The sequence below is a fragment of the Rhizobium sp. CCGE531 genome (assembly GCF_003627795.1).
Lineage (GTDB): Bacteria > Pseudomonadota > Alphaproteobacteria > Rhizobiales > Rhizobiaceae > Rhizobium.
The window spans coordinates 2,687,125-2,712,960 of sequence record NZ_CP032684.1; the positions used below are offsets into that span (position 1 = coordinate 2,687,125).

The 25,836-nt window shown below is 60.0% G+C and carries 24 protein-coding genes; 14 read left to right on the forward strand and 10 right to left on the reverse strand.

What is annotated here, in order from left to right; genetic code table 11:
• The first annotated feature begins 47 nt into the window (after positions 1 to 47).
• From CCGE531_RS13145 to CCGE531_RS13165, 5 genes are all read left to right on the forward strand, one after another.
• On the forward strand, positions 48 to 1,142 hold the full coding sequence (locus CCGE531_RS13145) for a class I SAM-dependent methyltransferase (RefSeq protein WP_120664561.1): 1,095 nt from the start codon (positions 48 to 50) through the stop codon (positions 1,140 to 1,142).
• A gap of 135 nt (positions 1,143 to 1,277) precedes the next feature.
• Positions 1,278 to 2,060: a peptidoglycan editing factor PgeF gene (gene pgeF / locus CCGE531_RS13150; protein WP_120664562.1), complete on the forward strand. Its 783-nt coding sequence runs from the start codon at positions 1,278 to 1,280 to the stop codon at positions 2,058 to 2,060.
• Between the two features lies 1 nt (position 2,061).
• Positions 2,062 to 3,213 (forward strand): Xaa-Pro peptidase family protein, encoded by a 1,152-nt coding sequence (locus tag CCGE531_RS13155; RefSeq protein WP_120664563.1) that lies wholly within the window; start codon positions 2,062 to 2,064, stop codon positions 3,211 to 3,213.
• 55 nt (positions 3,214 to 3,268) lie between these two features.
• Positions 3,269 to 4,150, forward strand: coding sequence for a hypothetical protein (locus tag CCGE531_RS13160; RefSeq protein ID WP_120664564.1), 882 nt, complete (start codon positions 3,269 to 3,271; stop codon positions 4,148 to 4,150).
• 105 nt (positions 4,151 to 4,255) lie between these two features.
• On the forward strand, positions 4,256 to 5,188 hold the full coding sequence (locus tag CCGE531_RS13165) for a ribose-phosphate pyrophosphokinase (RefSeq protein ID WP_112803817.1): 933 nt from the start codon (positions 4,256 to 4,258) through the stop codon (positions 5,186 to 5,188).
• A 14-nt stretch (positions 5,189 to 5,202) separates the two neighbouring features.
• Here the strand turns inward: CCGE531_RS13165 and CCGE531_RS13170 are convergent, their stop codons facing one another.
• The 3 genes from CCGE531_RS13170 to CCGE531_RS13180 form a co-directional block, all read right to left on the reverse strand.
• Positions 5,203 to 6,438: an MFS transporter gene (locus tag CCGE531_RS13170; RefSeq protein WP_120664565.1), complete on the reverse strand. Its 1,236-nt coding sequence runs from the start codon at positions 6,436 to 6,438 to the stop codon at positions 5,203 to 5,205.
• 25 nt (positions 6,439 to 6,463) lie between these two features.
• Positions 6,464 to 7,924: a hypothetical protein gene (locus CCGE531_RS13175; RefSeq protein ID WP_120664566.1), complete on the reverse strand. Its 1,461-nt coding sequence runs from the start codon at positions 7,922 to 7,924 to the stop codon at positions 6,464 to 6,466.
• Between the two features lie 111 nt (positions 7,925 to 8,035).
• Positions 8,036 to 9,478, reverse strand: a complete 1,443-nt coding sequence (locus CCGE531_RS13180) for a hypothetical protein (RefSeq protein WP_120664567.1) — start codon at positions 9,476 to 9,478, stop codon at positions 8,036 to 8,038.
• 299 nt (positions 9,479 to 9,777) lie between these two features.
• Between CCGE531_RS13180 and CCGE531_RS13185 the strand changes: the two genes are divergently transcribed.
• From CCGE531_RS13185 to CCGE531_RS13205, 5 genes are all read left to right on the forward strand, one after another.
• Positions 9,778 to 10,395 (forward strand): 50S ribosomal protein L25/general stress protein Ctc, encoded by a 618-nt coding sequence (locus CCGE531_RS13185; protein ID WP_120664568.1) that lies wholly within the window; start codon positions 9,778 to 9,780, stop codon positions 10,393 to 10,395.
• 247 nt (positions 10,396 to 10,642) lie between these two features.
• Entirely contained in the window at positions 10,643 to 13,009 is a 2,367-nt protein-coding gene (locus CCGE531_RS13190; RefSeq protein WP_120664569.1) for an EAL domain-containing protein, read from the forward strand.
• A 14-nt stretch (positions 13,010 to 13,023) separates the two neighbouring features.
• Positions 13,024 to 13,755 carry a transporter substrate-binding domain-containing protein gene (locus tag CCGE531_RS13195; RefSeq protein ID WP_120664570.1) on the forward strand — a complete coding sequence of 244 codons (732 nt, stop codon included), beginning with the start codon at positions 13,024 to 13,026 and terminating at the stop codon, positions 13,753 to 13,755.
• Positions 13,756 to 13,828: 73 nt separating this feature from the next.
• A complete protein-coding gene (pth, locus tag CCGE531_RS13200; protein ID WP_120666794.1) occupies positions 13,829 to 14,545 on the forward strand; it encodes an aminoacyl-tRNA hydrolase in 717 nt (238 codons plus the stop codon).
• A gap of 1 nt (position 14,546) precedes the next feature.
• Positions 14,547 to 15,020 (forward strand): GNAT family N-acetyltransferase, encoded by a 474-nt coding sequence (locus CCGE531_RS13205; protein ID WP_120664571.1) that lies wholly within the window; start codon positions 14,547 to 14,549, stop codon positions 15,018 to 15,020.
• 16 nt (positions 15,021 to 15,036) lie between these two features.
• Here CCGE531_RS13205 and clpS read toward each other — a convergent pair whose 3' ends face one another.
• On the reverse strand, positions 15,037 to 15,348 hold the full coding sequence (gene clpS / locus CCGE531_RS13210; protein WP_069612856.1) for an ATP-dependent Clp protease adapter ClpS: 312 nt from the start codon (positions 15,346 to 15,348) through the stop codon (positions 15,037 to 15,039).
• 236 nt (positions 15,349 to 15,584) lie between these two features.
• On the opposite strand from clpS, the gene ychF reads away from it, so the two are divergent.
• Positions 15,585 to 16,688, forward strand: a complete 1,104-nt coding sequence (gene ychF / locus CCGE531_RS13215) for a redox-regulated ATPase YchF (protein ID WP_120664572.1) — start codon at positions 15,585 to 15,587, stop codon at positions 16,686 to 16,688.
• A gap of 22 nt (positions 16,689 to 16,710) precedes the next feature.
• Here the strand turns inward: ychF and CCGE531_RS13220 are convergent, their stop codons facing one another.
• Positions 16,711 to 17,829: a hypothetical protein gene (locus CCGE531_RS13220; protein WP_120664573.1), complete on the reverse strand. Its 1,119-nt coding sequence runs from the start codon at positions 17,827 to 17,829 to the stop codon at positions 16,711 to 16,713.
• A 183-nt stretch (positions 17,830 to 18,012) separates the two neighbouring features.
• Between CCGE531_RS13220 and CCGE531_RS13225 the strand changes: the two genes are divergently transcribed.
• Positions 18,013 to 18,477, forward strand: a complete 465-nt coding sequence (locus CCGE531_RS13225; protein ID WP_120666796.1) for a MaoC family dehydratase — start codon at positions 18,013 to 18,015, stop codon at positions 18,475 to 18,477.
• Entirely contained in the window at positions 18,474 to 18,941 is a 468-nt protein-coding gene (locus tag CCGE531_RS13230) for a MaoC family dehydratase (RefSeq protein WP_120664574.1), read from the forward strand. Before CCGE531_RS13225 ends, CCGE531_RS13230 begins: the two co-directional genes overlap by 4 nt.
• A 149-nt stretch (positions 18,942 to 19,090) precedes the next feature.
• On the opposite strand, the gene CCGE531_RS13235 is transcribed toward CCGE531_RS13230, so the two are convergent.
• The 4 genes from CCGE531_RS13235 to petA form a co-directional block, all read right to left on the reverse strand.
• Positions 19,091 to 19,633: an adenine phosphoribosyltransferase gene (locus tag CCGE531_RS13235; protein ID WP_120664575.1), complete on the reverse strand. Its 543-nt coding sequence runs from the start codon at positions 19,631 to 19,633 to the stop codon at positions 19,091 to 19,093.
• A 116-nt stretch (positions 19,634 to 19,749) separates the two neighbouring features.
• Positions 19,750 to 20,616 carry a cytochrome c1 gene (locus tag CCGE531_RS13240; RefSeq protein WP_120664576.1) on the reverse strand — a complete coding sequence of 289 codons (867 nt, stop codon included), beginning with the start codon at positions 20,614 to 20,616 and terminating at the stop codon, positions 19,750 to 19,752.
• A 21-nt stretch (positions 20,617 to 20,637) separates the two neighbouring features.
• Positions 20,638 to 21,918 (reverse strand): cytochrome b N-terminal domain-containing protein, encoded by a 1,281-nt coding sequence (locus tag CCGE531_RS13245; RefSeq protein ID WP_120664577.1) that lies wholly within the window; start codon positions 21,916 to 21,918, stop codon positions 20,638 to 20,640.
• A gap of 14 nt (positions 21,919 to 21,932) precedes the next feature.
• Complete coding sequence (gene petA / locus CCGE531_RS13250) at positions 21,933 to 22,511, reverse strand: ubiquinol-cytochrome c reductase iron-sulfur subunit (RefSeq protein WP_120664578.1); 579 nt, start codon at positions 22,509 to 22,511, stop codon at positions 21,933 to 21,935.
• A 468-nt stretch (positions 22,512 to 22,979) separates the two neighbouring features.
• Here petA and CCGE531_RS13255 point away from each other — a divergent pair, with 468 nt between their 5' ends.
• Positions 22,980 to 23,951, forward strand: a complete 972-nt coding sequence (locus CCGE531_RS13255) for an endonuclease/exonuclease/phosphatase family protein (RefSeq protein ID WP_120664579.1) — start codon at positions 22,980 to 22,982, stop codon at positions 23,949 to 23,951.
• Positions 23,952 to 23,962: 11 nt separating this feature from the next.
• On the opposite strand, the gene CCGE531_RS13260 is transcribed toward CCGE531_RS13255, so the two are convergent.
• Positions 23,963 to 25,825 carry an ABC transporter ATP-binding protein gene (locus CCGE531_RS13260; RefSeq protein ID WP_120664580.1) on the reverse strand — a complete coding sequence of 621 codons (1,863 nt, stop codon included), beginning with the start codon at positions 25,823 to 25,825 and terminating at the stop codon, positions 23,963 to 23,965.
• Between the last annotated feature and the right edge of the window lie 11 nt (positions 25,826 to 25,836).

Below are 25,836 nucleotides of genomic sequence, written 5' to 3' on the forward strand. Positions count from 1 at the left end.
AAAGAGGCGACCAGCCTGTCAGGGCCACGCATTAGCGAAAGCAAAGAATGACGGCGCTCGGGGAAAAAATCAAAGCCATCATCCGCACCAACGGGCCATTGAGCATCACGGATTATTTTTCGCTGTGCCTCGCCGATCCGGTGCATGGCTATTACAAGACACGTGAACCCTTCGGCCAGTCCGGCGACTTCGTCACCGCGCCCGAGATCAGCCAGCTTTTCGGCGAGATGATCGGCGTCTTCATGGTGCACGCCTGGCAACGGCATGGAACGCCGGCCAACGTGCGCCTCGTCGAGATCGGCCCAGGCCGCGGCACGATGATGTCTGACATGCTGCGCGTCATCGGCAAGCTCGCGCCGCCGCTTTATGAAGCCATGACGGTGCATCTGGTCGAAACCAGCGAGCGCCTGCAGGGCTTCCAGCAGCAGAGCCTCGAAGCCTACGGCGCAAAGGTCTCTTGGCATACCGACTTCGGCGAAGTGCCCGACGGCTTCACTTTGCTTGCCGCCAACGAGCTCTTCGATGCCATTCCGATCCGCCAGTTCGTTCGCACCGCCAATGGCTTCCGCGAGCGCGCGGTCGGCCTAGACGTCAACGACGAACTGACCTTCACGACAGGCATCGCCACGCTCGACCCCGCGCTTCTTCCGGAAGGTGGACTTCCGCCGATCGGCACGGCGTTCGAAATCGCCCCAGCCCGCCAGGCCGTCATGACGACGATCTGCGACCGGCTGGCGGCCCACGGCGGCTCGGCGCTCGCCATCGATTACGGTCATATGGCGACAAGCTTCGGCGACACGCTGCAGGCCGTGCGCATGCATGAATACGACCCGCCGCTGGAACATCCCGGCGAGGCGGATCTCACCAGCCATGTCGATTTCCAGCACCTGGCGCAAACCGCACTCGCCTCCGGTATCCACATCAACGGCTGCTGTCATCAGGGCGATTTCCTGATCGGGCTCGGTCTGCTGGAGCGCGCGGCCGCCCTCGGCCGGGACCAGGATGCGGCAACGCAAGAGAACATCCGCATCGCCGTGGAGAGGCTCGCAGGCGCCGGCGAAGGCAAGATGGGAGAGCTTTTCAAAGTGCTGGCCGTTTCCAGCCCGGCGCTCGACCTCCTGCCCTTTCGCCCCGTCGGCTGAAGCTTGACCATCGATCCCGCGGATTGACAGCGCGCGTCGGGCTGGGCCAACATCCCCGGCGAGATCGAACTGCTTCGCCGCGACTGCGTTATGTCAAGCACGACAGGCAAAACCAGATATCAAGGGACGTTTTAGTTGCCGACACCACTTGCTAGCCCGCTGCTGAGCGCCGCCGAGACTGCCGGCATTCGCCATGGCTATTTCACCCGCGCCGGCGGCGTTTCGGAAGGCCTCTATCGCGGATTGAACGTTGGCCTCGGTTCGCATGACGATCGCGATCGCGTTCAGGAAAACCGCCGCCGCGTCGCCGGCTGGTTCGGCCTTCCACTCGATCAGCTTGCCACCGTGCATCAGGTCCACTCCCCCGATGTCGTGACGATCGGCGCGCAGTACGACGGCAGCCGCCCGCAGGCCGACGCGATGGTAACGGCGACGCCGGGCATCGCGCTTGGCGTGCTCGCCGCCGATTGCGGCCCCATCCTCTTCGCCGATCCGGAAAATCGGGTCATCGGCGCCGCCCACGCCGGCTGGAAGGGAGCGCTGACCGGCGTCCTGGAAAACACCATCGATGCGATGGTCGCGCTTGGCGCGAGACGCGAGGCAATCATTGCCTGCCTCGGCCCCTCGATCAGCCGGTCGAGCTATGAGGTCGGGCCCGAATTCGTCGAGCGTTTTCTCACCCACGATCCCGGCTATGCGAAATACTTCGCCCCTTCGGAGCGAGATGGCCACGCCATGTTCGATCTGCCGTCCCTAACCGTCGATCGCCTGCGCAAGGCTGGCGTCGCGGCCGAAAGCATGAACCTCTGCACCTATCCGGACCCGGAGCGTTTCTTCTCCTACAGGCGCACGACGCACGCGAAAGAGCCGGATTACGGACGACAGATTTCCGCCATCGCCATCGGGGAGGCAGCTTGACATGGCCTTGCATTTCGAACGCAGCGAATACGATGCTCGACTGGCGCGGATGCTGGCGAGGATGCAGGAAGAAAAGCTCGATGCCATGCTGCTCTTTGCCCAGGAGAGCATGTATTGGCTGACCGGCTACGATACCTTTGGCTACTGCTTCTTCCAGACATTGGTCGTCAAGGCGGACGGCTCGCTGACGCTTCTGACGCGCTCGGCCGACCTTCGCCAGGCACAGCTCACATCTGTTATCACGGACATTCGCATCTGGGTCGATCGCGTCAATGCCGATCCGACGCTCGATCTCAAGGACCTTTTGTCTGATCTCGATCTCCTCGGCACCCGCATCGGCATCGAATACGATACCCATGGCATGACCGGCCGCGTTGCCCGTCTGCTCGATCATCAGCTTGCCAGTTTCGGCCAGATCGTCGATGCCTCCTACCTCATAAGCCGCCTGCGCCTGACCAAGAGCTCCGCGGAAATCGCCCATGTCGAACGCGCCGCCGCGCTGGCCGACGATGCCTTGGACGCCGCTCTGTCTCTGGTCAAAGCCGGCGCGGACGAAGCCGATATCCTCGCGGCCATGCAAGGCGCCGTCTTTTCCGGCGGCGGCGACTATCCCGCCAATGAATTCATCATCGGCTCGGGTGCGGAAGCCCTGCTCTGCCGTTATAAGGCCGGCCGCCGCAAGCTCGACACCGACGACCAGCTGACGCTCGAATGGGCCGGCGTCGACGCCCACTATCATGCCGCCATGATGCGCACAGTCGTCATCGGCAATCCAAGCCATCGCCACCGCGAACTCTACAGCGCTTGCCTTGAAACCCTGCAGGCTATCGAGACGATCCTGATGCCGGGGCACACCTTCGGCGACGTCTTCGACATGCATGCCAAGATCATGGACGAGCGCGGCCTCGCCCGGCACCGGCTGAACGCCTGCGGCTATTCGCTCGGCGCGCGCTTCTCGCCCTCCTGGATGGAGCATGAAATGTTCCATATGGGCAATCCACAGGAGATCCAGGAGAACATGTCGCTTTTCGTGCACATGATCATCATGGATTCCGACAGCGGCACGGCGATGACCCTCGGCCAGACCTATCTGACGACCTCACAAGCGCCGAAAGCTCTTTCCCGCCACCCTCTCGAATTTCTTAACCGTTAGGGGCGTAAGATAGCGGTCCTGGACGGTCAGACCGTCGAGAGAAAGGATCGCGTCAATGGGACCGGTCAGGATAACGTTGACTGTCGCCGGCTTTTGCCTCGCGCTCTCCGCCTGCAATACCACGGACGCCCTGACGCCGCCCGAGGCCATCGGCGATGCAGGCTCGAGCCCGGTCACACAGCGCGATGTCGAGCGCATGGCCGTGGTACCCCAGCGTCGCCAGAGCTATCAAAGCTCGCAGGACAGCTACGGCTATCAACAGCAGACCTCGCAGCAGGCGTATCAGCCGCAAAATGGCGGCGGCAGCGGCACGCTCGACCAACAGGCATCGGCGCTGAGATCGAACGGCACCAATCCTTACGCCTCCCGCCCGCTCAACGGTTCCGGCACGGCGTCCATCGCTCCGGCCAACAATCAGTTTTCGGAAGCGGACGAGCAGCGCGAGGCCGAGCGGCGCCTATCGGAGGATCCGCAACCACAACCACAGCAACAGCAACAGCAAGAACAGACTGCGGATGACCAGCAGCCGGAACAACGGCAAGCATCCTTGCCGCCCGCAGCCGCGGCCGGAGGCAACAGCATCCGCTTCCTGCCGATCATCGGCGCTCCGGTGGAAGCCGTCACGCCGCTGTCGCGCCAGCTCGGCGCCGACGCCCGTTCGCTCGGCCTGACGATCAAGAGCTCAGCCGATTCCAGCGCCGCCTATATTCTGAAGGGCTATCTTTCCGCCTTCGAGGACGGTCCGCAGATTTCCGTGACCTATGTCTGGGACGTACTTGATAGCAACGGCAACCGCGTGCACCGCATACAGGGTTCGGAAAGCGCGCCGCTGAAGCGCGGCGACCCATGGTCGGCCGTTCCGCCGTCCGTCATGCAGAAGATTGCCACCAAAACCATGTCGGATTTCAATTCCTGGCACGATTCCAGCGGTGGATAGCCACAAGCTTTTCAGAAATATGAAAGCTAACGCGCGTCTCCCTCTTGCATTCGAGAGCAAGGCGGTTAAAAGCGCGGCTATCAGGTTGGTAACAGGCGGGCCACAATGAAGGTTTTCGCAGGCAATTCGAACCGGCATCTTGCCGAAGCGATCTGCAATTATCTCAACGTTCCCTTGGGCAAAGCCAGCGTCAGGCGCTTCGCGGACCAGGAAATCTTCGTCGAAATCCAGGAGAACGTGCGCGGTGAGGACGTATTCGTCGTCCAGCCGACCGCATTCCCGGCCAACGACCATCTCATGGAACTGTTGATCATGATCGACGCCATGCGGCGCTCTTCGGCGCGGCGCATCACGGCGGTCCTTCCCTATTTCGGCTATGCCCGCCAGGATCGCCGCGCCTCCGGGCGCACGCCGATCTCTGCCAAGCTGGTGGCCAATCTGATCACCGAGGCTGGCGCCGACCGCGTTCTTACGCTCGATCTTCACGCCGGCCAGATCCAGGGCTTCTTCGATATACCGACGGACAATCTCTACGCACTGCCGATCCTGACGCGCGATATCAAGGCGAACTATGATATCGGCAACGTCATGGTCGTCTCGCCTGATGTCGGCGGCGTCGTGCGCGCCCGTGCGCTCGCCAAACGCCTCGACTGTCTGCTGGCGATCGTGGACAAGCGCCGTGATCGACCGGGTGAGTCCGAAGTGATGAACATCATCGGCGAAGTGGCCGGCAAGGATTGCATCCTGATCGACGATATCGTCGATTCCGGTGGCACGCTCTGCAACGCGGCCGATGCCCTGCTCGCACGCGGCGCGGCAAGCGTCACCGCCTATATCACCCACGGCGTTCTTTCCGGCGGCGCAGTGACCCGCGTGGCAAACTCGAAGCTGAAGGAACTGGTGATCACCGATTCCATCCAGCCGACGACCGCCGTGCAATCGGCGCCCAATATCCGCGTCATCACGACGGCAAGCCTTATCGGCGAAGCCATCAACCGCACCAGCCAGGAAGAATCGGTTTCCAGCCTGTTTGATTGAGGCCGAGCGGCATTTCAGATGGCCTCGGCCTTTGCGAGATGCGTCTGCCTCCATGCCAGCAGGCCAATTCCGATCAGGCCGGAGATGAAAACGGCAGCCCCCGATCCCATGATCGAAGGTCCGATACCGAACCAGGCAAACAGGCTCGGCGACATGAGGTAGGCCGCAAGCAGGCCGGTGAAGATCGCGCACATCAACAGACGATAGACCTGCGCCATCCGATGCGGCTCGCTGCGCGTCTGCATCAAATGCAGCATGGCGAGGTTCTCGAAAGGACCGTTGATCGCCGCAAAGCAGGCGACGATCATCAGCCATATCCGGTCATGCATCAGCGGCAGCAGGAAAACGCCCAATCCGAAAATGAGCTTCGCCGCGATGATCCAGACCACCGGCCGACGTGGCTTGATGCTGCTGAGAATAAGATTTGCCGTGACGTTACCGACACCGTAAGCGGTCATCATCAGGCTGTAATCGGTCAGCGGATCGGCGCTGGTTTCGCGCAAGTGCAGGATCATGCCGAGCAGGATCCCCATGGCCCAGGCAATATTTCCCATCAGGTTGGTGAACAGGCCATAGAGGATTGCCGCATGGCCGCGCGCCGCGCGCCATCCGCCGAGAACACCGTCCACGACGGCAGCCATTCCGGAAAATTCACGTCGGCGCGGTGCCGCCGGCAGCCTTGCCACCGCCAGCCAGACGGCAAGTGCCGAAAGCAGGAAAGTCGCTGCCGTGACAGTGAAGAATTGCGATTTCGGCAGAAACCCGTTCACCAAAGCGATCAGGCTCGGACCGAGAATGCGCGCCATGCGGCGGGTGGCATCGAACAGGCCATTGGTCGCGTGCCGGACATCAGGATCGACCGCAATCGTCGGCAGCGTTGCCTGCAGCGACGGATCGAATGCGGATGTGAGCAAAGCGATGCATCCGGCAAGCACCACCAGCAACGGCAGGCTCATCAGATGCAGAAGCCCGGCAAGCGACAGCAGCAGCAGTAGAGCTGCCCGGACGAGATCGGTCGCGATCATCGTGGTGCTGTGACGCCAGCGGTCCGTGACGATTCCGCCGAAAAGACTGCCGAGCAACAGCGCGCCGGATTGCAGCGCGGACACATATCCCGCATTGCTGCCGATAAAATCGGCCGCGATCCAGACGACCGCGACCATATAGAATTCGGAGCCTGTCGCCGCCAGCACCTGACCGGCCCATAATAGAGAGATCGAGCGCTGGCTCAGCGGCTTCAGGACAAACATGATCGCATTCTGATTTCGGAGTGACTTACTTCACGACCTGACCGTTGACCGACACATGGCCGTCGTCGGAAAGATCGATATCCCAGCGCGAGCGTCCGTCGGTATCCGTCTTGGCAAAACCCTTGGCCATCATCAGACCGAAAGAGACCTGGGAAAGATCGGTCTTGGTCTTTGCGGCCTCCTGGATGGCTGCGATCGTCTTGTCGAAATCGCGGGCAAGAACCGTCATCTTCATGGCGACGCGGTCCTTCTCGGCCAGCCAGCCGCGCATGCTGCCGGAAGCCTCGATATCATAAAGGCCGGAAACCGCGCTGATTTTCGGGAAGTTGATGGTCATCGTCCCATCGGGGAACATGGCCTTTTGCAGCTTCTCGTCCATGGCGGTGTCGCTGTTCGGCTTCTTGAAATCGGTGTCCTTCAGAACATTCATCATGGCGGTGAAGTTGAGGTTCGGCACCTGCACCTGGATATCGGCCGTATCGGGAATGAAGGCGATATAGTCTTCGGGCAGCAAGCTTGTAGCCAGCGTCAGTTTCTCGGCATTCAATCCGAAGTCGGCGCTCATCGCGTTGGCAGGCCCGGCAGCCTTGAAGAAATAACCCATCTTCCGCAACCCGCCATTGCCGAATGGAGTCGTAACCGCGATGTCCTTTATGGCAACGGATTCGTCAAAGGAGCCGACGATCGGCATGGCATTCATTACCAAGGCCTTGAGCGCCTCGCTGTCCTTATCCGAAAGCGTCTTCTCATCCTTGTGCGCGGAGACGAACTGCAGCAGAGAATTCACCGCTTTCAGGGGGAGCTTCGTCGCGCCCATGTTGAAATCGATCGCCGCGATCTTGATTTCGCCGAGCGTCGTGTCGTCCGACGAGATCTTGTTGTAGAGCGACTGCAGACTGCCGTCCATCTTGATATCGAGCTTGCCCGGCTCGCCGCTATCGGCCGACGATAGCGTATAAACGATGCTGTCGGCGGTGGCATCATTCTTCTGGACGCCGTTGTTTTCGTCAGTCGTCTTGGTGGTAAAGGTAATGCCTTGCCCCTTCATATCCATCGAACGCAGATAATGGAGCGCGGGATCGAAAACGCCCTTGACCGTGGATGAGGCCAATGCATAGCGAAATTCGCTGTCGAGGCCCTTGCCAGGCTTGGAACGCGCCGTCACGTCCATGGCATTGTTGCCTTCGATATTCCAAAGGCCGCTGTCGAGCGGCGTCGCCAGCATCCGCAATGGCTTGAGGCCGCTGATATCGACCTCGCTGACATTCAGCTTGTCGAGCAGTTTCTGCAGGTCATAGGTGACCTCATAGTTCGCGCCGACCGGCTTGACCGAAATTGCACCGCTCTTGGCGATATCGTCAGGCAGGAAATAGGTCAGGTTGCCGTAGAGATCCTTCGCACCCTGTTCGCTGACGTCAGCCGCCTGTGCACTGCCCATAACGCCGGCAGCGACGACAGCCGCTGCAGCAACCGCTTTAAAACGCATAATTCACCCCCAAATATGATGGAAAAGAAATGTGAAAATCCGAAAAGGACCGATCGGCCTTTTGAATGAAACTTTATTGTCGCCCCACTACATGGGCTTGCTCCCAAAACGTTAAGGCTTCTTCATCACCTGACCATTGACCGTCACCGTTCGGTCTTCATCCATCGTGATGTCCCAGCGCAGGCGACCGTCGGGATCGGTCTTGGCAAAACCCTTGGCGGCAAGCAAGCCAAAAGAAACTTTGTTCAGCCGCGGTTCTGCCTTGGCGGCATCCTGGAAGGCGGTAACCGTCTTGTCGAAATCGCGCGCCAGGATCGTCCCCTGCAGTGAAAAGCCGGCATGCGGCTTGGTCGAGCCCTTCAGCGCGCCGGAAATCTCGACATCATAGACGCCCGAAGTGGCGCTGATCTTCGGAAACTCCAGCGTTCCATAGCCACTCGGGAACATCGTCCGCTTCAACGCCTCACCGGAAACCGGCGTAGCACGCGTGGCAATCGCGTCGAGACCTGTATCGACAAGGCCCGCGAAGTTGATGTTCGGCACGCCGAGCTGCACGTCGAGCGTTGACGGCAGGAATGCGGAATAAGCCACCGGAATGAGATCCGCGTCCGGCGTGAATTGCTCGGCCCGCAGTTCCAGATTGACGTTGGAGGCCTTGGTGAGGCCGTCCATCTTGAAGCTGTAGTCGATGCGCTTGACGCCGACCTTGCCCTTGTCCGTCGCCACCAACGCATTGTTCAGGACGACGGTCTTGTTGAGCGATCCGAAAACCGGCAGGGCGCGGTGCACCAGCTGCTCGAACTTCTCGCTGCCGCTTTCGGAAAGCTGCTTGGTCTTGACGTGCTGAACGAAGAAGCGAATGAGCGCGCGCAGATCCTTCGCCGGCAGGCTGGTGGCTGTGAGGTTCGTATCTGCGCTATCCGCACTGAAGGTGATGGGCGAACCATCCGGCCGCACGGTGAACTGCTCGCTCAGGCGCTGCAGCGTTCCCTGCAATTGCAGATCGACCTTGCCGGCCTCGCTGCTGTCGGTGACCGTGTGAGCGAAAGACGCGCTGTCGATGGTCGCGTTGAGCTTGCGCCCGCTCCTGGGACCGGTGCCGACGCTGGAAAATTTCACGCCGCTGCTCTTGATGCCCATTGACCGCATCATTTCGATGGTCGGATCGAAAATGCCGTCGAAGGAGTTGGACGCGATGGAATAGGCGACGTCGGACGTCGGTGAATGCAGGGCGATATCGAGGCTGTTGTCACCCGTCAGGTGCCATCTCTCCTGCTCGACCGGCTGCGCAAAGAAGGAGAGCGGTTTGAAGCCCATGACAGAAAATGCACTGGAATTGATCTTGTCGAAGAATTTCGCGAGATCGTAGACGATCTCGTATTGGTCGCCAGCCGGCTTGACGGTCACGAAATCGCTGCGGGCGAGATCCTGCGAAAGCGAATAGGTGAGGATATTGCGAAGTTCCTTGGCGCCCTGCTCATTGATCTCGGCAGCCTGCGGCGCGCCGGCAAGACCCATGGAAAAAACGGCGGCGGCAATAACCCTGGAGCGCATGCCCGACCTCACTTTCTGACCCTGATCAATTGGATTCGACTGTTGATGGGGCCGGGGGTATATGTCAAGTCATTGATAGACATGGTATCGCAGGCTTGTCTCGGCCGTTGCAATGCCACCACAAAGCTTCGCATTCCGGGGGTGCTTGCACCTTTGGCCGCTTTGTATTATACGCCACGCGTCCGCGTAGACACCCTTGGAGGCAACGCGGATGAGGCAGGGCATGCCCTCCTCCAGTTCAGCCGATGCGACTGCGGTCGACCGGGTGAACTCTCCAAATAACCTCGAAAGGAATAGCTATGAGCCACGAAAGCTACGAGCTCAAGGCCGAGGCGCGCGAACGGGTTGGTAAGGGGTCCGCCCGTGAACTTCGCCGCAATGGTTTGATTCCCGCTGTCATCTATGGTGACAAGCAGGCCCCCATTTCTATCGCTCTCAACACCAATGAGGTGACGAAGCGCATCCACGCCGGCGGTTTCCTGACGACGATCGCAACGATCGACGTCGACGGCAAGAAGATCAAGGTTCTGCCGAAGGACTACCAGCTCGATCCGGTCCGTGACTTCACGGTTCACGTCGATTTCCTGCGCGTTTCCGGCAACACCACGGTCACCGTCGAAATCCCGGTTCACTTCGAAAACCACGAGAAGTCCCCGGGCCTCAAGGCTGGCGGCGTGCTGAACATCGTTCGCCACGAAGTCGAAGTCCATTGCCCGGCCGATGCGATCCCGGAATTCTTCGCCGTTGACCTCAGCGGCCTGAAGAGCGGCGACAGCATCCACATCTCGAGCGTGAAGCTGCCGAAGAACGTCACGCCTGTCATCGCCGACCGCGACTTCACGATCGCGACGATCGTTGCCCCGGCAGCCGGTCTCGCTGAAGAAGAAGCAGAAGGCGGCGAAGAAGCCAGCGCCTGATCGGCATCTTCAACTTAAAGTATCAAGGCCCGCCTCCCCTTTCGGGGGAGGCGGGTTTTCTTATGCTTGGGAATAAATATTAGAGAAAGTAAAAATACAAACGTCTGGGAATCTATACTATCATTGATTTCCATTAACCCCAGAATTTCAGCAACATTTAACAGATTCATGAAAATCTACGCGAAAGAGTTGTAGAAAGCGGCGCCCCAAAGATCCGCTGGTCTATGGCTGGGGAGCAAACGGAACAATGAGCCATTCGGTCGAAAACAGGTTTTTCGCGATCGTCTGCGGTGCGCTGCTGGTTTTCGTGGCGCCGCTCTTCATTCTTTTCCTTTTCCTGTCGTCCGAACGCGCCGAGAAGGAAATCAAGGATCATATAACCGTCCTCCTCGTCGCCAATGCCCAGGCGCTTGCCAAACCGCTGTGGGATCTGGATGAGGATAGCGTCACCCAGATCAGCGCGACGACGGTCGCCGAAGATGCGATCGTTCGGGTCAACGTGCGCGATCTTTCCGGTCAGCTCGACGTCACGCAATCCACCATTCCGAAATCCTACAAGGGCGATCTGGAGTCTATCTCGCGGCCGATTGTCTACAACGGCGTGGATGGCACCAAGAGGCTCGGCACCATTACGGTCTTCTATCCCCAGCTCGGCCTCTTCGATGGTTTGAAGAACGAGGAGATCGTCTTCATTTCCATCTTCATCTTCGCGGTGCTGACGGTCTTCGGCGCGGCGCTGATCGGCAACCGCATTTTCGTCATCCAGCCGCTGATGCGCCTGACGCACGCCATCGAGGCCACGCGGCGGCTCGGCTCTCGCCATCATGTCGACTGGCAGTCGAACGACGAAATGGGGCGGCTCGCCAGCAGCTTCAACGATATGCAGAGCAAGTTGCAGCGCGAGGAAACCGAGCTGAAGCTTGCCCATCGCCGCGCCACCGATACCTATAATCTGACGCCCGCCATGCTTTTCTCCCTCGACAAGGACGATTGCATCGCCGCCGTCAGCGACTACTGGCTCGCAGCCACGGGCTACGGCCGCGCCGAGGTGATCGGCCGTGAGTTTGCAAGCCTGATCCTGCCGGAATCGCGCGCGCGATATGTAGAGCGCAAGAACAGCAATCCCGATACCGCCGCCCGTCTTGCCGTCACTGTCAAGTTCCCGTGCCGGAACGGGCGGGTGATGGATGTCCTCATTCTGGAGACCACCGCGATCCAGGACGGTCTGTCGCTTTCCGTCATGACCGACGTCACCGAGCTCAAGCAGTCCGAGGACAAGAACCTCCGGCAGGCAATCACCGATCACCTGACCGGCCTCCTCAACCGTCAAGGCTTCGAGACCGCGTTGGACGCCAAGATCAACGAGGCCGATCTGCGCAAACGCGAACTTGCCTGCCTCTTTATCGATCTCGATCGGTTCAAGTGGATCAACGACAATATGGGCCATGCCGCCGGCGATGCGGCCCTGCGCGAGCTCGTATCCCGCCTGCAGACATGCCTGAAGTCGGGTGACATCGCCGCCCGCCTGGGCGGCGACGAATTCGCGATCCTGCTGCTGGCGGAAGATGCCGAAGCGAGAGCGATCGACATGGCTGCCCGCATCGCCGAAATCTTCGAAGCGCCCTTCGATGGCGATGCGCGCCTCAGCGCCAGCATCGGCATCGCCGTCTATCCGCGTCAGGCGGCCAATGCCGCCGAACTGCTGCTGAAGTCCGATATCGCCATGTATGCCAAGAAGCGCGACGGCAAGAACGGCGCACAGATCTTCGACAATGGCATGCTCGACGACTCGCGCCACCGCGCCGAACTGGAGAGCTATATCGAGGCCGGCCTCAGCGAGGACTGGTTCGAGGCCCATCTGCAGCCAGTGGTAAATATCGACGACCGTTCGATCGCCGGCTTCGAGGCACTGATGCGCCTGCACCACCCGCAGAAGGGTATCCTGCCCCCTGCCCGCATCATCGAGGTCGCCGAAGAGACTGGCTCGATCATTCGTATCGGCAACCGCATCATGGAAAAGGCAATCGCCAATTTCGTGCGCCTGTCGCGGCTCGACGGCATGCAGGACACCTACCTCGCCATCAACTTCTCGCCTCTGCAATTCGAGCCCGAGCTGCCGCTGCGCATTGCCACCCTGCTTTCGCGCTATGACGTTCCCGCTTGGCGCATCGTCGTCGAAATCACCGAAGCCGTGCTCATGGACGACAATCCGGAGACGCGCATGGTCATCAACGAGATCTGCCGCTACGGCTGCCGCATCGCGCTCGACGATTTCGGCACCGGCTATTCGTCGCTGAGCTATATCAATCGCTTCCCCGTCGACATCATCAAGATCGATCAGTCCTTCATCCGCGCAATCAACGATACCGCGTCCGATGTCAGCGCTAGGAGCCGCATGCTGGTCGAAAGCATCACCACGCTGTCGCATAAGATGAACTGCACAGTCATTGCCGAAGGCGTGGAGACCGAAGAGGAATGCGCGACCCTGCGCACCATGGGCATCGACTACGGCCAGGGCTATCTGTTCTATCGACCGCTGCATCCAGACACTCTGGCAAAGACACTCGTCAGCCAGCAGCAGGATCATTCCCCCCCCATAGCACAAGCGTCATAGCGATGAGGAACCGCATGCGAAAACCGCTGCTCATGCTTGCAACCAGCCTATTTTCGCTATCCCTTTTCTCTCCGGCCCGCGCCGAAACCGTTCATTTCACCACGGAGGAATATCCGCCCTTCAACTATCGCGACGGCAAGACGCCTGTCGGAGCAACCACCGAACAGGTGCGGAAGGTGATGGCCGATATCGGCGTCGACTATACCATCGCCATCATGCCCTGGGTGCGGGCCTATAATCAAGCGCTGGCGGAACCCATGACCTGCGTCTTCGTGACCGCCCACAACGAAGAACGCGATCCGCTCTTCAAATGGGTGCAGCCATTGCTGATCGATCGCAACATCCTGATCAAGCACAGCGGCTCGAAGATTGCCGCCGCCACCATCGACGAAGCCAGGAAATATCTCGTCGGCACCTGGCGGGCGGACTATACGGAGACGATACTGCGCCGGAACAATTTCCCGCGCATCGACATCGGCAGCGATTTCACGGCCACGCTCAAGAAACTGATGAGCGATCGCATCGACCTGATGCCGATCTCGGAATTCTATTTCGACAAGCTGAAAGCGGAGGGCAATGCCGTGGAGAAGGTGACCATCCTTTCTCAGCAACCCATGGGGATTGCCTGCCAGAAGGATTTCCCAGCCGACCTTCTGAACAGGATGCAGGCGGCGCTGAACGCACTTATCGCTGACGGAACGCAAAAGCGGATTTTCCTGAAGTACGGCTTGCAACTTGGTGACTGACCGTATCCCGTCTTGACTTTGCCGCCAAATCCCTGTGGTGAAGGGCATCGGTATTTTCCAAGGGGTGAAGCGCATGCTTCTCATCGCGGGCCTCGGCAATCCGGGCGCCAAATATCAGGGCAATCGCCATAATATCGGCTTCATGGCCGTGGATGCGATCCACCGCCGCCACAGCTTTTCGCCGTGGTCGAAGAAGTTCAAGGCGGAGATTTCGGAAGGCGAGCTGGGCGGCCAGAAGGCGTTGCTCATCAAGCCGCAGACCTTCATGAATCTCTCGGGCGAAGCCGTCGGCGAAGCCATGCGCTTCTACAAGCTCCAGCCCTCCGACCTCGTGGTGATCTATGACGAGCTCGATCTGGTGGCCGGCAAGGCGCGGCTGAAGACCGGCGGCGGCCATGGCGGTCACAACGGCATCAAGTCGATCGATGCGCATTGCGGCCGCGAATATCGGCGCCTGCGCCTCGGCATCGGTCATCCCGGCGTCAAGGAGCTCGTGCACAATCACGTTCTCGGCGATTTCGCCAAGGTGGATCAAAGCTGGCTGGAACCGCTGTTCGACGCACTTGCCGACAATGCCGACATGCTGGTGCGCGGCGAAGATTCGCAGCTGATGAACAAGATCGCGCTCGCCCTGGGCGGCAAGGCGGAAGAAGACGCGCCAAAGCCGGAGAAGAAGACGCCGGCCAAATCCCATATTCATCAGGCGCGCAATCACAACCAGCCAAAGATACCGGAAACCGGCCCCATGGCGGAAATGCTGAAGAGGATGTTCGGCAAGAAGGATAATTGAGATGCCGGATGCATCAGCCGAAAACGCCGCGGATATCGTCATCCGGCCGGTCGTGGCTGCGGACCTGCCGACGCTTCTTGCGCTCTACCAGCACCTGAACGCGGAAGATCCGATATTGGAGCCGCAGCTGGCGGAGAGCCGCCTTGCGGAAATCCTCGCCCATCACGGCATGACGATCTTCGCCGGCTTTGACGGCGACAAAGCCGTCTCCTCCGTCACGCTGGTGGTCATTCCCAACCTCACGCGCGGCGGCGCGTCCTATGCTTTGATCGAAAATGTGGTGACCCACGCCGATTATCGTCAGCGCGGCCTTGGCGGCACCGTCATCCGCAAGGCAATAGCGAGCGCCTGGAAGAAGAACTGTTACAAGGTCATGCTGCTGACCGGCTCGAAAAATCCGGCAACACTGCGCTTCTATGCCAATTGCGGATTTACGCAGGACAAGACCGGCTTCCAGGTCCGCCGTCCCGCGTAGCGAGGGCGGCCGATCCCTACTCTTCCGGCTCCGTCGTGAACATCAGCGGGAAGCCGGCGCTTTTGGCAAGATCGACCGCCTCCTGGGCCTTCGTCTCGGCAATATCCCGCGCGCAGACCATCACCACACAGGTGCCGAGCTTGTGCGCCGTCATCATCACGCGGTAGCCGGTCTCCTCGCTCATGCGGAAGACGGCCTTCAGCACCATGATGACGAATTCCCGCGGCGTATAATCGTCGTTCACGAGAATGATCTTGTAGAGCTTCGGCCTCTCGACCTTCGGCTTGGTTTTGGTCTTTGGTTTCAGGACAACATCATTGTCACTCATCGGCATCACCGTTGACGACAGGGGAAAGGGGCTTTGGGCTAATAACGGAATTATAGTGCAGCGCACTACACGGTTCAAGGACGATGGCGTCCCTGAGACAATATGCAGAGCAGCATTCGAACGGCTTCCGCCTCTCTTTCGGCAGAAAAGAGCCTCCCTGCCCGCACAAGACTTGACCCGCAACCGCCCTTCCCCCATAGGCACAGCAAAGATTTTCAAGATATGGACAAGGTGCCATGGGTTTCAAATGCGGTATCGTCGGGCTGCCGAATGTCGGCAAGTCCACTCTGTTCAACGCGCTGACCAAGACGGCGGCGGCGCAGGCGGCAAACTATCCGTTCTGCACGATCGAGCCGAACACGGGTGAAGTCGCGGTTCCCGATCCACGCATGCGCAAGCTTGCCGACGTCGCCAAGTCGAAGGAGCTGATCCCGACGCGCATCTCCTTCGTCGATATTGCCGGCCTCGTGCGCGGCGCATCGAAGGGCGAAGGCCTCGGCAACCAGTTCCTCGCCAATATCCGCGAAGTCGATGCCATCGTGCACGTGCTGCGCTGTTTCGAAGACAGCGACATCACCCATGTCGAAGGCCGCATCAATCCGGTCGCCGACGCCGAGACGATCGAGACCGAGCTGATGCTCTCCGATCTCGAGAGCCTTGAGCGCCGCACCGAACAGATGCGCAAGCGCGCCACCGGCAAGGACAAGGAGTCCATGGCGATGCTGCCGATCATGGAAGCCTCGCTCAGCCTTTTGAACGAAGGCAAGCCGGTTCGCACGCTGCTGTCGAAGCTCGATGCCGAAGAGCTGCGCATTCTCAAGAGCCTGAACCTTCTGACCTCGCATCCGGTTCTCTACGTCTGCAATGTCGCCGAGGCCGATGCCGTTACCGGCAACGAGCATACGGCTGCGGTCGAAGTCATGGCGAAGGAGCAGAATTCCGAAGTGGTGATCATCTCCGCCGCCATCGAAGCGGAAGTAGCGCAGCTGCCCGAAGATGAATCCATCGAATTCCTCTCCGCGCTCGGTCTCGACGAAGCCGGCCTCGACCGGCTGATCCGCGCCGGCTACAAGCTGCTGCACCTCATCACCTATTTCACGGTCGGGCCGAAGGAAACGCGCGCCTGGACGATCGAACGGGGCACGAAGGCTCCGCAGGCGGCCGGCGTCATCCATTCGGATTTCGAGCGCGGCTTCATCCGCGCCAGCACTATCGCCTATGACGACTACGTCGCCTACAACGGCGAAGTCGGCGCCAAGGAAGCCGGCAAAATGCGCTCCGAAGGCAAGGAATATGTCGTCCAGGACGGCGATGTCCTCAACTTCCTGTTCAACGCCTAAAGAATGAAGGGATTGCCGGCCCTCACCTGAGCGCCGGCAATCTTCCCTGTATGGAGGCCGGCAGCAGCCGGACCGTGGCGCGGCGCAGATGCGGCCAGCCGACGCCGATCACCAATACGACCAGCCCGACGATCATCAGCACGATGAAACTCACCTTGTCGAGCGCGGCGTTGTTCTGCCGCAAAATGGTGCCGATCGCCACACCGAGCGAAAGCAAACCAGCCGTTACGAAGGCGCGCCTGTCGATGATCAGGCCGATCAGCATCATGACCGCCACGATGACGACGATGGTCGCCGCCCGCACGTAACTACCATTCTGAATGTCGGTTAAAATGGCGCTGTCATTGCCGAACTCAAGCATGAATGCGAGCAGGTTCGACGTGTAGAGCAGCGCCGGCGCGGTCGCGAGATGTAGCCAGAAGGCAACATCCGAGCGTCGTGTTATGCGCTTGGGATCGCTGAGATCGAAATACATCGCGACCGCGAATGTCCCGAGCGCGGCCACAAACATGATGCAAATCGACTGCAGCGGGTAGGCAAGCACCACGTTCGGCACAGCTGTCACCAGCCCTATGATGTAGAAGACTGCGGCCAACAACAGGGCGAATAGCGAGAATAGCAGCATTGCCAGCGACAACGGCACGCGGTAGCGCCAATAGAACAGGGCAAAGAGCGGCGGGAACGGAAGCGTCATCATCATCCAGTCTACCATGATAGATCGGCCATCGTCGGCCGGACCGAGATAGACCAACGAGACGGTGATGATCCATTGCGCCAGCGCGATGGTCAGCGCAACGGCCGGAAGCGCCAACCGCTGGCGACGCACCAGGATTTCGGCAAGAATGATAATCGCCGGCAGTGGCCCGAAGAAGCCCGTAAACCCCCATAGCCCGGCAAGCAATACGATGATGCCGATGGTGATCAGCACATCATGAAAGCCACGGATGAAGCGCGGCGCTTCGCTGTCCTCGAGCGGATTTGCCAGATCATCCTCGCGCGGCTGCGAAAGACCGCTCCGAATGGGCGATGCGCCGACACCGATATTTCTCTCGGTCAGATAGGGCAAAAGCCGGATGGCCTGATCCGGGGAAATGATCCCCTCGCCGGCGGCGCCTTCCAGCGCGGTCTTGAGATCGCTCATGTCTGTCCTTGCTTCGTGACGATGTTGTGCAGCCTCACCATATTGCCGGGACACAATCAAGGGCTGCGGGTACCGGTATGCCTTCACCGCACCTTGTTGTCCGCTGCCGTTACGAAAATACTTGCGCCCTTCCCGCCCGGCATGCGATTGCGCACGAACGGAATGAGGAGGCCTGTGACGAATATGACGAAACTCGTCTATGAAGACTTTCAGCCGGGACGGGAATTTCCGCTCGGCCCCAAACATGTGACGGCGCCGGAGATTATTGAATTCGCTAGGGAATTCGACCCGCAGCCGATGCATCTGGATGAGGAAGCGGGCCGCTCCAGTATTCTCGGCGGCCTCGCCGCTTCCGGCTGGCACACCTCTTCGATGTTCATGCGCATGATGTGCGATTCCTATCTCCTCGCCACCGATGCGCAGGGTGCGCCTGGCATCGATTTCATGGAGTGGAAGAAACCGGTTCTAGCCGGAGATACCCTGTCCGGCCGGTCCATCGTCGTCGAGGCGCGCCCCATGCGCTCCCGCCCCGGCATCGGCATCGTCAAGTTCCGCCACGAGGTCGAGAACCAGCGCGGCGAGCTCGTCTGCCTCGGGGAGAACGCAACGATGATCCGCATGCGTGCCGGCGCGGAGGTATTGGCATGAAGATGAGCGAGCTCTACGCCATCGGCGAACGTGTCGAGATCGGCAGCCATACCTTCACGCCGGAAGGCATCGTCCACTTCGCATCGCGCTATGATCCGCAGATCTTCCATATGGATGCGGAAGCGGCCAAGCAATCCTTGTTCGGCGGGCTCTGCGCCTCCGGTTGGCATAGTTGCTCCGTGTGGATGCGCACTTTCGTCGATTACTGGAAGTCCGAAACCGCGCGGCTGATCGCCGAAGGCAAGGCACCGCCCAATCTCGGCCCCTCGCCCGGCTTCAAGAACCTACAATGGCTGCGGCCTGTCTTTGCCGGCGACACGATCACCTATGGTGTCGCGATCCTCGGCAGCCGGCCTTTAGCCTCGCGCCCCGGTTGGGCGCTCTACACACTTGCCTGTGACGGCGTAAACCAGCATGGCGCCCCGGCCCTGCGCTTCGAAAGCACCGTGCTGGCCTTCGAATAGCGACTGGAGCAATTCCAGGAAAAGTGCGCAGCGGTTTTCCATCCGGAATGCGCAAAAACAAGAAGATGGAGCGTTTTCGCGATTCGAAGAAAAGCGGAAATGCTCTAGCGGGGTCGTCCATGACTGCCCCGCCAGCCTTCCGAACACACTCAGTGTCCGGCGAATTCCACCAGCGTATGAACCGGCACGTCAAGCTCTTCGAGCTTCTTGCGGCCGCCGAGATCAGGCAAATCGATCACGAAGCAGGCAGCGACGACTTCGGCGCCGATCTGGCGCAGAAGCTTGGTCGCGCCGACTGCGGTGCCGCCCGTAGCGATGAGATCGTCGACGAGAATGACCCTCTCGCCCGGATTGACGGCATCGCGATGCATCTCCATCTCGTCCACGCCATATTCCAGGCTGTAGGCGATGCGGACGATATCGTGCGGCAATTTGCCCTTCTTGCGGATCGGCACGAAGCCGGACGACAGCTGATGCGCCACCGCGCCGCCGAGAATGAAGCCGCGCGCTTCCATGCCGGCAACCTTGTCGATCTTGGTGCCGGCATAGGGTTGCACCAGCGCATCCACGGCGCGACGGAATGCCCTGGCATCGCCAAGCATCGTGGTGATGTCGCGAAAGATGATGCCGGGCTTGGGATAGTCGGGAATGGAGCGGATGCTGGCGGCGAGCTCCGAAGCAGTCGTGTTCATCAAATATGTACTCTCAGGCTGTGATGGGGCCGGCGGCACCCTATCAAGAGCGGAGCGCTATACCAACAAAAAAGGCGGCCTCGAAAGGCCGCCTCTTTCTCGAAATATCGCGATCCTCAGTGAGCGCCGGCCTTGGCATAGACGGAGCGCTTGGTGAGATAGATCAATACCGAGAAGATCAGCAGGAACACCATGACCATGAAGCCGAGATGCTTGCGATCCTCCAGATGCGGTTCGGATGTCCACATCAGGAACGCAGACACATCGCGCGCATACTGGTCGACCGTCTGCGGCGCGCCATCATCATAGGTCACCTGTCCGTCCGAAAGCGGCTTCGGCATCGCAAAGGTCGCAGCCGCATCGAAATACGGATTGTAATGCGAGTTCTGCGGCACCTTAAAACCGGCCGGCGGCTCTTCATAGCCAGTCAGCAGCGAGTAGATATAGTCCGGGCCGCCTTCCTGATACTGCGTGAAGATATCGAAGATGAACTGCGGGAAGCCGCGTTCGACTTCACGCGCCTTGGCAAGGAGCGACATGTCAGGCGGCACCGCCCCGTTGTTGGAGGCTGCGGCAGCCTCGTCGTTCGGGAACGGCGAATTGAAATGGTCCGACGGAAGCGCCTTGCGGGTGAACATCTCGCCCTGAGGGTTCGGTCCGTCCTGCACTTCATAATTGGCGGCAAAGGCTTTCACCTGGGCTTCCGAATAGCCGAGATCTTCCAGCGTGCGGTAGGCCACCAGCTTCATCGAATGGCAGGCGGAACAGACCTCCGTATAGACCTTCAGACCGCGCTGCAGCTGGGCCTTGTCGTAGGAGCCGAACGGGCCGGCGAAGGTCCAATGCTGCTCGCGCGGCTCCTTCAGCGGATAATGCGGCGTTTCGTTCTCTGCGGCGGGTTTCGTCTCCGCCGCCACGGCGGCTACCGTCAAGGAGCCGCCGATCAGGGCGAGCGAGAGAAGGCCGGCAACAATCTTTTTCATCGTTTTCTTCCTTCCAACCGCTCAGGCGCTTATCGCGACGGCGTCTTTTTTATTGCCGCCCTGCTTTTCAAGAACCGCCTCCGTAATCGAATTCGGAATGCGCCTCGGTGTCTCGACTATGCCAAGCACCGGCATGATGACGAGGAAGAACAGGAAGTAGAACAGTGTCGCGAACTGCGCGGCCGTGGTGTAGATGCCCTCCGCCGGCTGCGAACCGAGCCAGCCGAGCAGGACGGCGTCGGCGACGAACAGCCAGAAGAACAGCTTGTACCACGGGCGATAGACGGCCGAACGAACCTTGGACGTATCGAGCCACGGCAGGAAGAACAGCACGATGATCGCGCCGAACATCGTCAAGACACCGCCAAGCTTGGAATCGATCGGCCCGATGTTGAAGGTAATCGAGCGCAGCATCGCGTAGAACGGCAGGAAGTACCATTCCGGAACGATGTGGGCTGGCGTCTTCAGCGGATTGGCCGCGATGTAGTTGTCGGCATGGCCGAGGAAGTTCGGCAGGTAGAAGACGAAATAGGCGAACACCAGCAGGAAGATGGAAATGCCGAGCGCATCCTTCAGCGTCGCATAGGGCGTGAAGGCCACGGTATCCGTCTTCAGCTTGACTTCGACGCCGGTGGGGTTCGTCTGGCCGGTCACATGCAGCGCCCAGATGTGCAGGATGACAACACCCGCAATCATGAACGGCAGCAGATAATGCAGCGAGAAGAAGCGGTTGAGCGTCGGATCGTCGACGGCAAAGCCGCCGAGCAGGAAGGTCTGGATCCAGTCGCCGACCAATGGGAAGGCCGAGAAGAAGCCGGTGATAACAGTGGCGCCCCAGAAGGACATCTGGCCCCAAGGCAGAACATAGCCCATGAAGGCGGTTGCCATCATCAAGAGGTAGATGATCACGCCGAGAATCCAGAGGATTTCACGCGGCGCCTTGTAGGAGCCGTAGTAGAGACCGCGGGCGATGTGGAGATAGACCGCCACGAAGAAGAAGGACGCGCCGTTGGCGTGCATGTAGCGCAGCAGCCAGCCATGATTGACGTCGCGAACGATCTTTTCGACCGAGTTGAAGGCGATCGTCGTATCCGCTGCATAGTGCATGGCAAGAACGACGCCGGTCAGGATTTGCAGAACCAGCATGACGGCCAGCATGGCGCCGAACGTATAGGCATAGTTCAGATTGCGCGGAACCGGATAGGCGATGAAACTATCATAGACCATACGCGGCAGCGGAAGCCGCGCGTCGACCCATTTTTCGAGCCCTGTGGATGGCTCGTAAGACGAATGACCACTCATGATTCAGCTCCCCCTCAACCGACCTTGATCTTCTTTTCCGACGTGAACGCATATTGCGGTATGAAGAGGTTCTGCGGCGCGGGCCCATGGCGGATGCGACCGGCGGTATCGTAAACCGAACCGTGGCAGGGACAGAACCACCCGCCATATTCCCCTGCCTGACCGAGCGGAATGCAACCGAGATGGGTGCAGACGCCGATCATCACGAGCCAGTTCTCCTTGCCGTCGCCGGCCGAACGGGCAAGATCGGTCGCCTGAGCGTCAGCCGGAAGATTGGCATTGCGAGCGACCGGATCTTTCAGGTCCGCGAGCTGCGCGCCCTTGCCGTCGTCGATTTCCTTTTGCGTGCGGTTACGGATGAAGACAGGCTTGCCACGCCATTTCACCGTCAGAGACATGCCAGGCTCCAGGCTCGACACGTCGACTTCGATGGATGCAAGAGCGAGTGTCGATGCGTCCGGCCGCATCTGGTCGATAAACGGCCATGCGACGGCAACTGCACCCACCGCACTGGCCATACCCGTCGTCAAATAAAGAAAATCGCGACGAGTCGGCTCGCCGATGGACTCAACTGTCGTACTCTGCTCGCTCAAGGCTGCACATCCTCTTCCGCAAAACCACGGCAGAAACCGCGGCACCCCCTCACTAACGGTGAATCATCGCGACCATAATTCCGCCATAGATTCCTCCGTAACCCGCTGCGTTCTAAGCTTGATCGCAAATTATGTCCAGTCTTGGCAAGGGGAGAGGGCACAATGTCGCGGCAAAAACGCGCTATTGCGTCGCAGGCCCGAAGCTTAAGCTCCCTTGTTGCGACAGCTCGAGGTTAAGCGCATGAAAAAACAGTGGAATCACATAGTATTTTTTCGTGCCGCACGGCAAAATAAGCAGTAATTTCAATGCTGCATTGCAAAATTGCCACGGTCGTCGCATCTTTGGTCCATCGTCGGCATGAGCCTTTACCTCTTAAAACCAAATGGATTTGTCTTGCGATTTGTGGACGATTGTCACCGTTGCCTTGTGCCGTCAAAACATCGGAACATGAAGCACGAGAACTTGCCATGAGACACACGATTTATTGCGTTCTATGCGTTCTCTCCACGCTGGCGCTGGGGATTCTTGCGGCACGCTATGTCGCCGATTCCTGGTTATTGGGCTTCTTCGAAAGCCTGCAGGCCCACGTAAGTCTCTTTGCGATCCTGCTTGCCTTGATCGCATTCGTCTTCAAGCGTCACTGGTACGCGCTACTCCTGACCGCGGCGGGAAGCGTGCTGCTGGTCCATTCGGTCCTCATGCTGCAGGAATACGCAGCGTCTTCGCTTGTCGCTTCGGCGGAGGCGGGCGGCGGACATTTCGGGCTCCTGTCCTTCAACATCGAGGACAGCAATTTCGAAAACGGCGCCCGTATCGCCGATCTCATCGTCACCTCGAAAGCCGACGTCGTCGAAATTTTCGAAGCGGGACCAATCCTTTCCGAGATGGATCGCATCGCCAAGATCTATCCTTACCGCATCGGTTGCGGCGTGATGACTCCCGATTGCGACTCCCTGCTGCTATCGAAAAGGCCGTTCCAGACCCAGCTCATGCGCAGCCTCGGCAGCCTTTGGGACAATCGCTTCATTCTGGCCACCATCGACATGGATGGCCAGCCGGTCAATTTCGCCTCTGCTCATTTGAGCAAGCCCTATTTCGATGCATTCCATCAGATCGAGCTCGGTCTTCTCGCCCCTGCCCTCAACGACGTGAAAGGGCCATTGATTCTGGCGGGAGACTTCAACGCCTCTGTCATCACACCCGACATGTGCGATTTTCTGGCCACGACCGGCCTTCGCCATGCCTTCCCCGAGCCTGCGACCTGGCCGATCGCGGCTGGCGCCTACGGCATCAGCATCGATCACGTCTTTGCCCGCGCGCCGCTCCGGTTGGTATCCGTCAGGCAGATCCGAGATGCGATGGGCTCGAACCATTTCGGCTTGATGACGGAGTTCAGTGTCCCTCGCCCCGGTGGTTCAAACGACGCCGCAGTCAATTAGATCTGATGCGATCAATCGGCATCCGCCGCGATGAACCCGCCGGACTGGCGGGCCCAGAGCTCCGAATAGAGGCCGCCGTGGGCAATCAGCTGGTCATGCGTGCCCTCCTCGATGATCTTGCCCTTGTCCACGACGACCAGCCGGTTGAGCTTGGCAATGGTCGACAGCCGGTGGGCGATCGCCAGGACGGTCTTGCCCTTCATCAGCATATCCAGATTGGCTTGAAGCACGGCCTCGGCCTCTGAATCCAGCGCCGATGTCGCCTCGTCGAGCACCAGGATCGGCGCGTCCTTCAGCATGACGCGTGCAATAGCGATGCGCTGGCGCTGGCCGCCCGAAAGCTTGACGCCGCGCTCGCCGACATGGGCCGCATAGGCCGTGCGCCCCTTCTGATCCTCCACAGCGGCAATGAAGCGATCCGCCTCTACCTGTCGCGCCGCCTCCACCATCTGCTCGTCGCTGGCATCGGGGCGGCCGAAGAGGATGTTGTCGCGAATGGAGCGATTGAGCAGTGCCGTATCCTGCGTCACCATGCCGATCGCGCCGCGCAACGTTTCCTGCCGCACGCCGGCAATATCCTGGCCGTCGATCAGGATACGACCGCCCTCGAGATCATAGAAGCGCAGCAGCAGATTGACGAGCGTCGTCTTGCCCGCACCCGACCGGCCGACGATGCCGACCTTCTCGCCGGCAGCCAGGTTAAGGGAGAAATTGTCGATGACGCCGCCGCCCCGCCCATAGTGGAAAGTGATATCGTCGAAGCGGATTTCAGGACCGGTGACGATCAGGTCCTTGGCATCGGGCCGATCGACAAGGCCGATCGGCTCGGAGATCATCTCGGCCGAATTCTGGATCGTGCCGAGATTGCGCATGATGGCGTTGAATTGTGCCATCATGCGGCCGAAGAGCATGTTCAGCCGCAGCACCATGCTGAGCGTGAAGGCGACGCCTCCGGTCGAAATCTCGCCTGCCAGCCAGAGATGGACGGCCAGCGCGCCGATGGTGGTGATCATGACGCCGGAAAGCAGCGCCAGCGACGAACGCACGCCGGTCAGAAGCCGCGTAAACGGCATGACGGCCGCCTGGAAACGGTCGAAGCCGCTGCGGATATAGTGGTCGTTCTGCTCTTCGCGGCCGAAGAGCTTCAGCGTCTGAATATTGGCATAGGCATCGACCATGCGCCCGTTCAGCATCGAGGACGCCTCCGCCGCATTGCGCGCATGCCGGCGAATGCGCGGCACGAAATAGCGGGCAAGCATGGAGAAAACGCCGATCCAGACCGCAATGACAGCTGCGAGCCGCCAATCCAGTCCGCCGACCAGCGCGATGGTCGAGGCGGCATAGATGATGATGAACCAGACGACCTGCAGCAGCGATACGACGAGATCGCCCGTCGCTTGCCCCGCCGACCAGACCTTGGTGACGACGCGGCCGGAAAAATCATTCTGGAAGAACTCGACCGACTGTCTCGCCACATGCCGGTAGGCCTGCCAGCGCACGAGGTTGAGAAAGCCGGGAACAACTACCTGCTCCTCGACCAGTGCGCCGAGGCTCACGACCACGAAGCGCACGACGAGCACGACGAAGACCATGGCGAGCAGCGCAGCGCCGTGACCGGCGAGCAACCCGCTCCACCCCTCGCCCGGCTTCACCTTGTCGAGAATATCGACCAGATGGCCGACAAACCAGAACAGCGCCGCCTCGAGCATGGCGACGGCCCCGCCAAGCGCGGCCATCGCCACGAAGGGACCCTTGGCCTGACTGACATAATACCAGATGAAGGCGCCGAGCGGCCGCGGCGGCCGGAGATCGCCGCGGCGGTAATAGGGATCAATCCAGGTCTCGAACAGACGGAACACGGTGCGGATGAACATGGAAGCGATAT

What these genes read in the sequence shown, in the direction of transcription:
- CCGE531_RS13145 (WP_120664561.1), top strand. Translation starts at nt 48, where the DNA reads ATGACGGCGCTCGGGGAAAAAATCAAAGCCATCATCCGCACCAACGGG.
- CCGE531_RS13155 (WP_120664563.1), top strand. Translation starts at nt 2,062, where the DNA reads ATGGCCTTGCATTTCGAACGCAGCGAATACGATGCTCGACTGGCGCGG.
- CCGE531_RS13160 (WP_120664564.1), top strand. Translation starts at nt 3,269, where the DNA reads ATGGGACCGGTCAGGATAACGTTGACTGTCGCCGGCTTTTGCCTCGCG.
- CCGE531_RS13165 (WP_112803817.1), top strand. Translation starts at nt 4,256, where the DNA reads ATGAAGGTTTTCGCAGGCAATTCGAACCGGCATCTTGCCGAAGCGATC.
- CCGE531_RS13170 (WP_120664565.1), bottom strand. Translation starts at nt 6,438, where the DNA reads ATGTTTGTCCTGAAGCCGCTGAGCCAGCGCTCGATCTCTCTATTATGG.
- CCGE531_RS13175 (WP_120664566.1), bottom strand. Translation starts at nt 7,924, where the DNA reads ATGCGTTTTAAAGCGGTTGCTGCAGCGGCTGTCGTCGCTGCCGGCGTT.
- CCGE531_RS13180 (WP_120664567.1), bottom strand. Translation starts at nt 9,478, where the DNA reads ATGCGCTCCAGGGTTATTGCCGCCGCCGTTTTTTCCATGGGTCTTGCC.
- CCGE531_RS13185 (WP_120664568.1), top strand. Translation starts at nt 9,778, where the DNA reads ATGAGCCACGAAAGCTACGAGCTCAAGGCCGAGGCGCGCGAACGGGTT.
- CCGE531_RS13190 (WP_120664569.1), top strand. Translation starts at nt 10,643, where the DNA reads ATGAGCCATTCGGTCGAAAACAGGTTTTTCGCGATCGTCTGCGGTGCG.
- CCGE531_RS13195 (WP_120664570.1), top strand. Translation starts at nt 13,024, where the DNA reads ATGCGAAAACCGCTGCTCATGCTTGCAACCAGCCTATTTTCGCTATCC.
- pth (WP_120666794.1), top strand. Translation starts at nt 13,829, where the DNA reads ATGCTTCTCATCGCGGGCCTCGGCAATCCGGGCGCCAAATATCAGGGC.
- CCGE531_RS13205 (WP_120664571.1), top strand. Translation starts at nt 14,547, where the DNA reads ATGCCGGATGCATCAGCCGAAAACGCCGCGGATATCGTCATCCGGCCG.
- clpS (WP_069612856.1), bottom strand. Translation starts at nt 15,348, where the DNA reads ATGAGTGACAATGATGTTGTCCTGAAACCAAAGACCAAAACCAAGCCG.
- ychF (WP_120664572.1), top strand. Translation starts at nt 15,585, where the DNA reads ATGGGTTTCAAATGCGGTATCGTCGGGCTGCCGAATGTCGGCAAGTCC.
- CCGE531_RS13220 (WP_120664573.1), bottom strand. Translation starts at nt 17,829, where the DNA reads ATGAGCGATCTCAAGACCGCGCTGGAAGGCGCCGCCGGCGAGGGGATC.
- CCGE531_RS13225 (WP_120666796.1), top strand. Translation starts at nt 18,013, where the DNA reads ATGACGAAACTCGTCTATGAAGACTTTCAGCCGGGACGGGAATTTCCG.
- CCGE531_RS13230 (WP_120664574.1), top strand. Translation starts at nt 18,474, where the DNA reads ATGAAGATGAGCGAGCTCTACGCCATCGGCGAACGTGTCGAGATCGGC.
- CCGE531_RS13235 (WP_120664575.1), bottom strand. Translation starts at nt 19,633, where the DNA reads ATGAACACGACTGCTTCGGAGCTCGCCGCCAGCATCCGCTCCATTCCC.
- CCGE531_RS13240 (WP_120664576.1), bottom strand. Translation starts at nt 20,616, where the DNA reads ATGAAAAAGATTGTTGCCGGCCTTCTCTCGCTCGCCCTGATCGGCGGC.
- CCGE531_RS13245 (WP_120664577.1), bottom strand. Translation starts at nt 21,918, where the DNA reads ATGAGTGGTCATTCGTCTTACGAGCCATCCACAGGGCTCGAAAAATGG.
- CCGE531_RS13255 (WP_120664579.1), top strand. Translation starts at nt 22,980, where the DNA reads ATGAGACACACGATTTATTGCGTTCTATGCGTTCTCTCCACGCTGGCG.
- CCGE531_RS13260 (WP_120664580.1), bottom strand. Translation starts at nt 25,825, where the DNA reads ATGTTCATCCGCACCGTGTTCCGTCTGTTCGAGACCTGGATTGATCCC.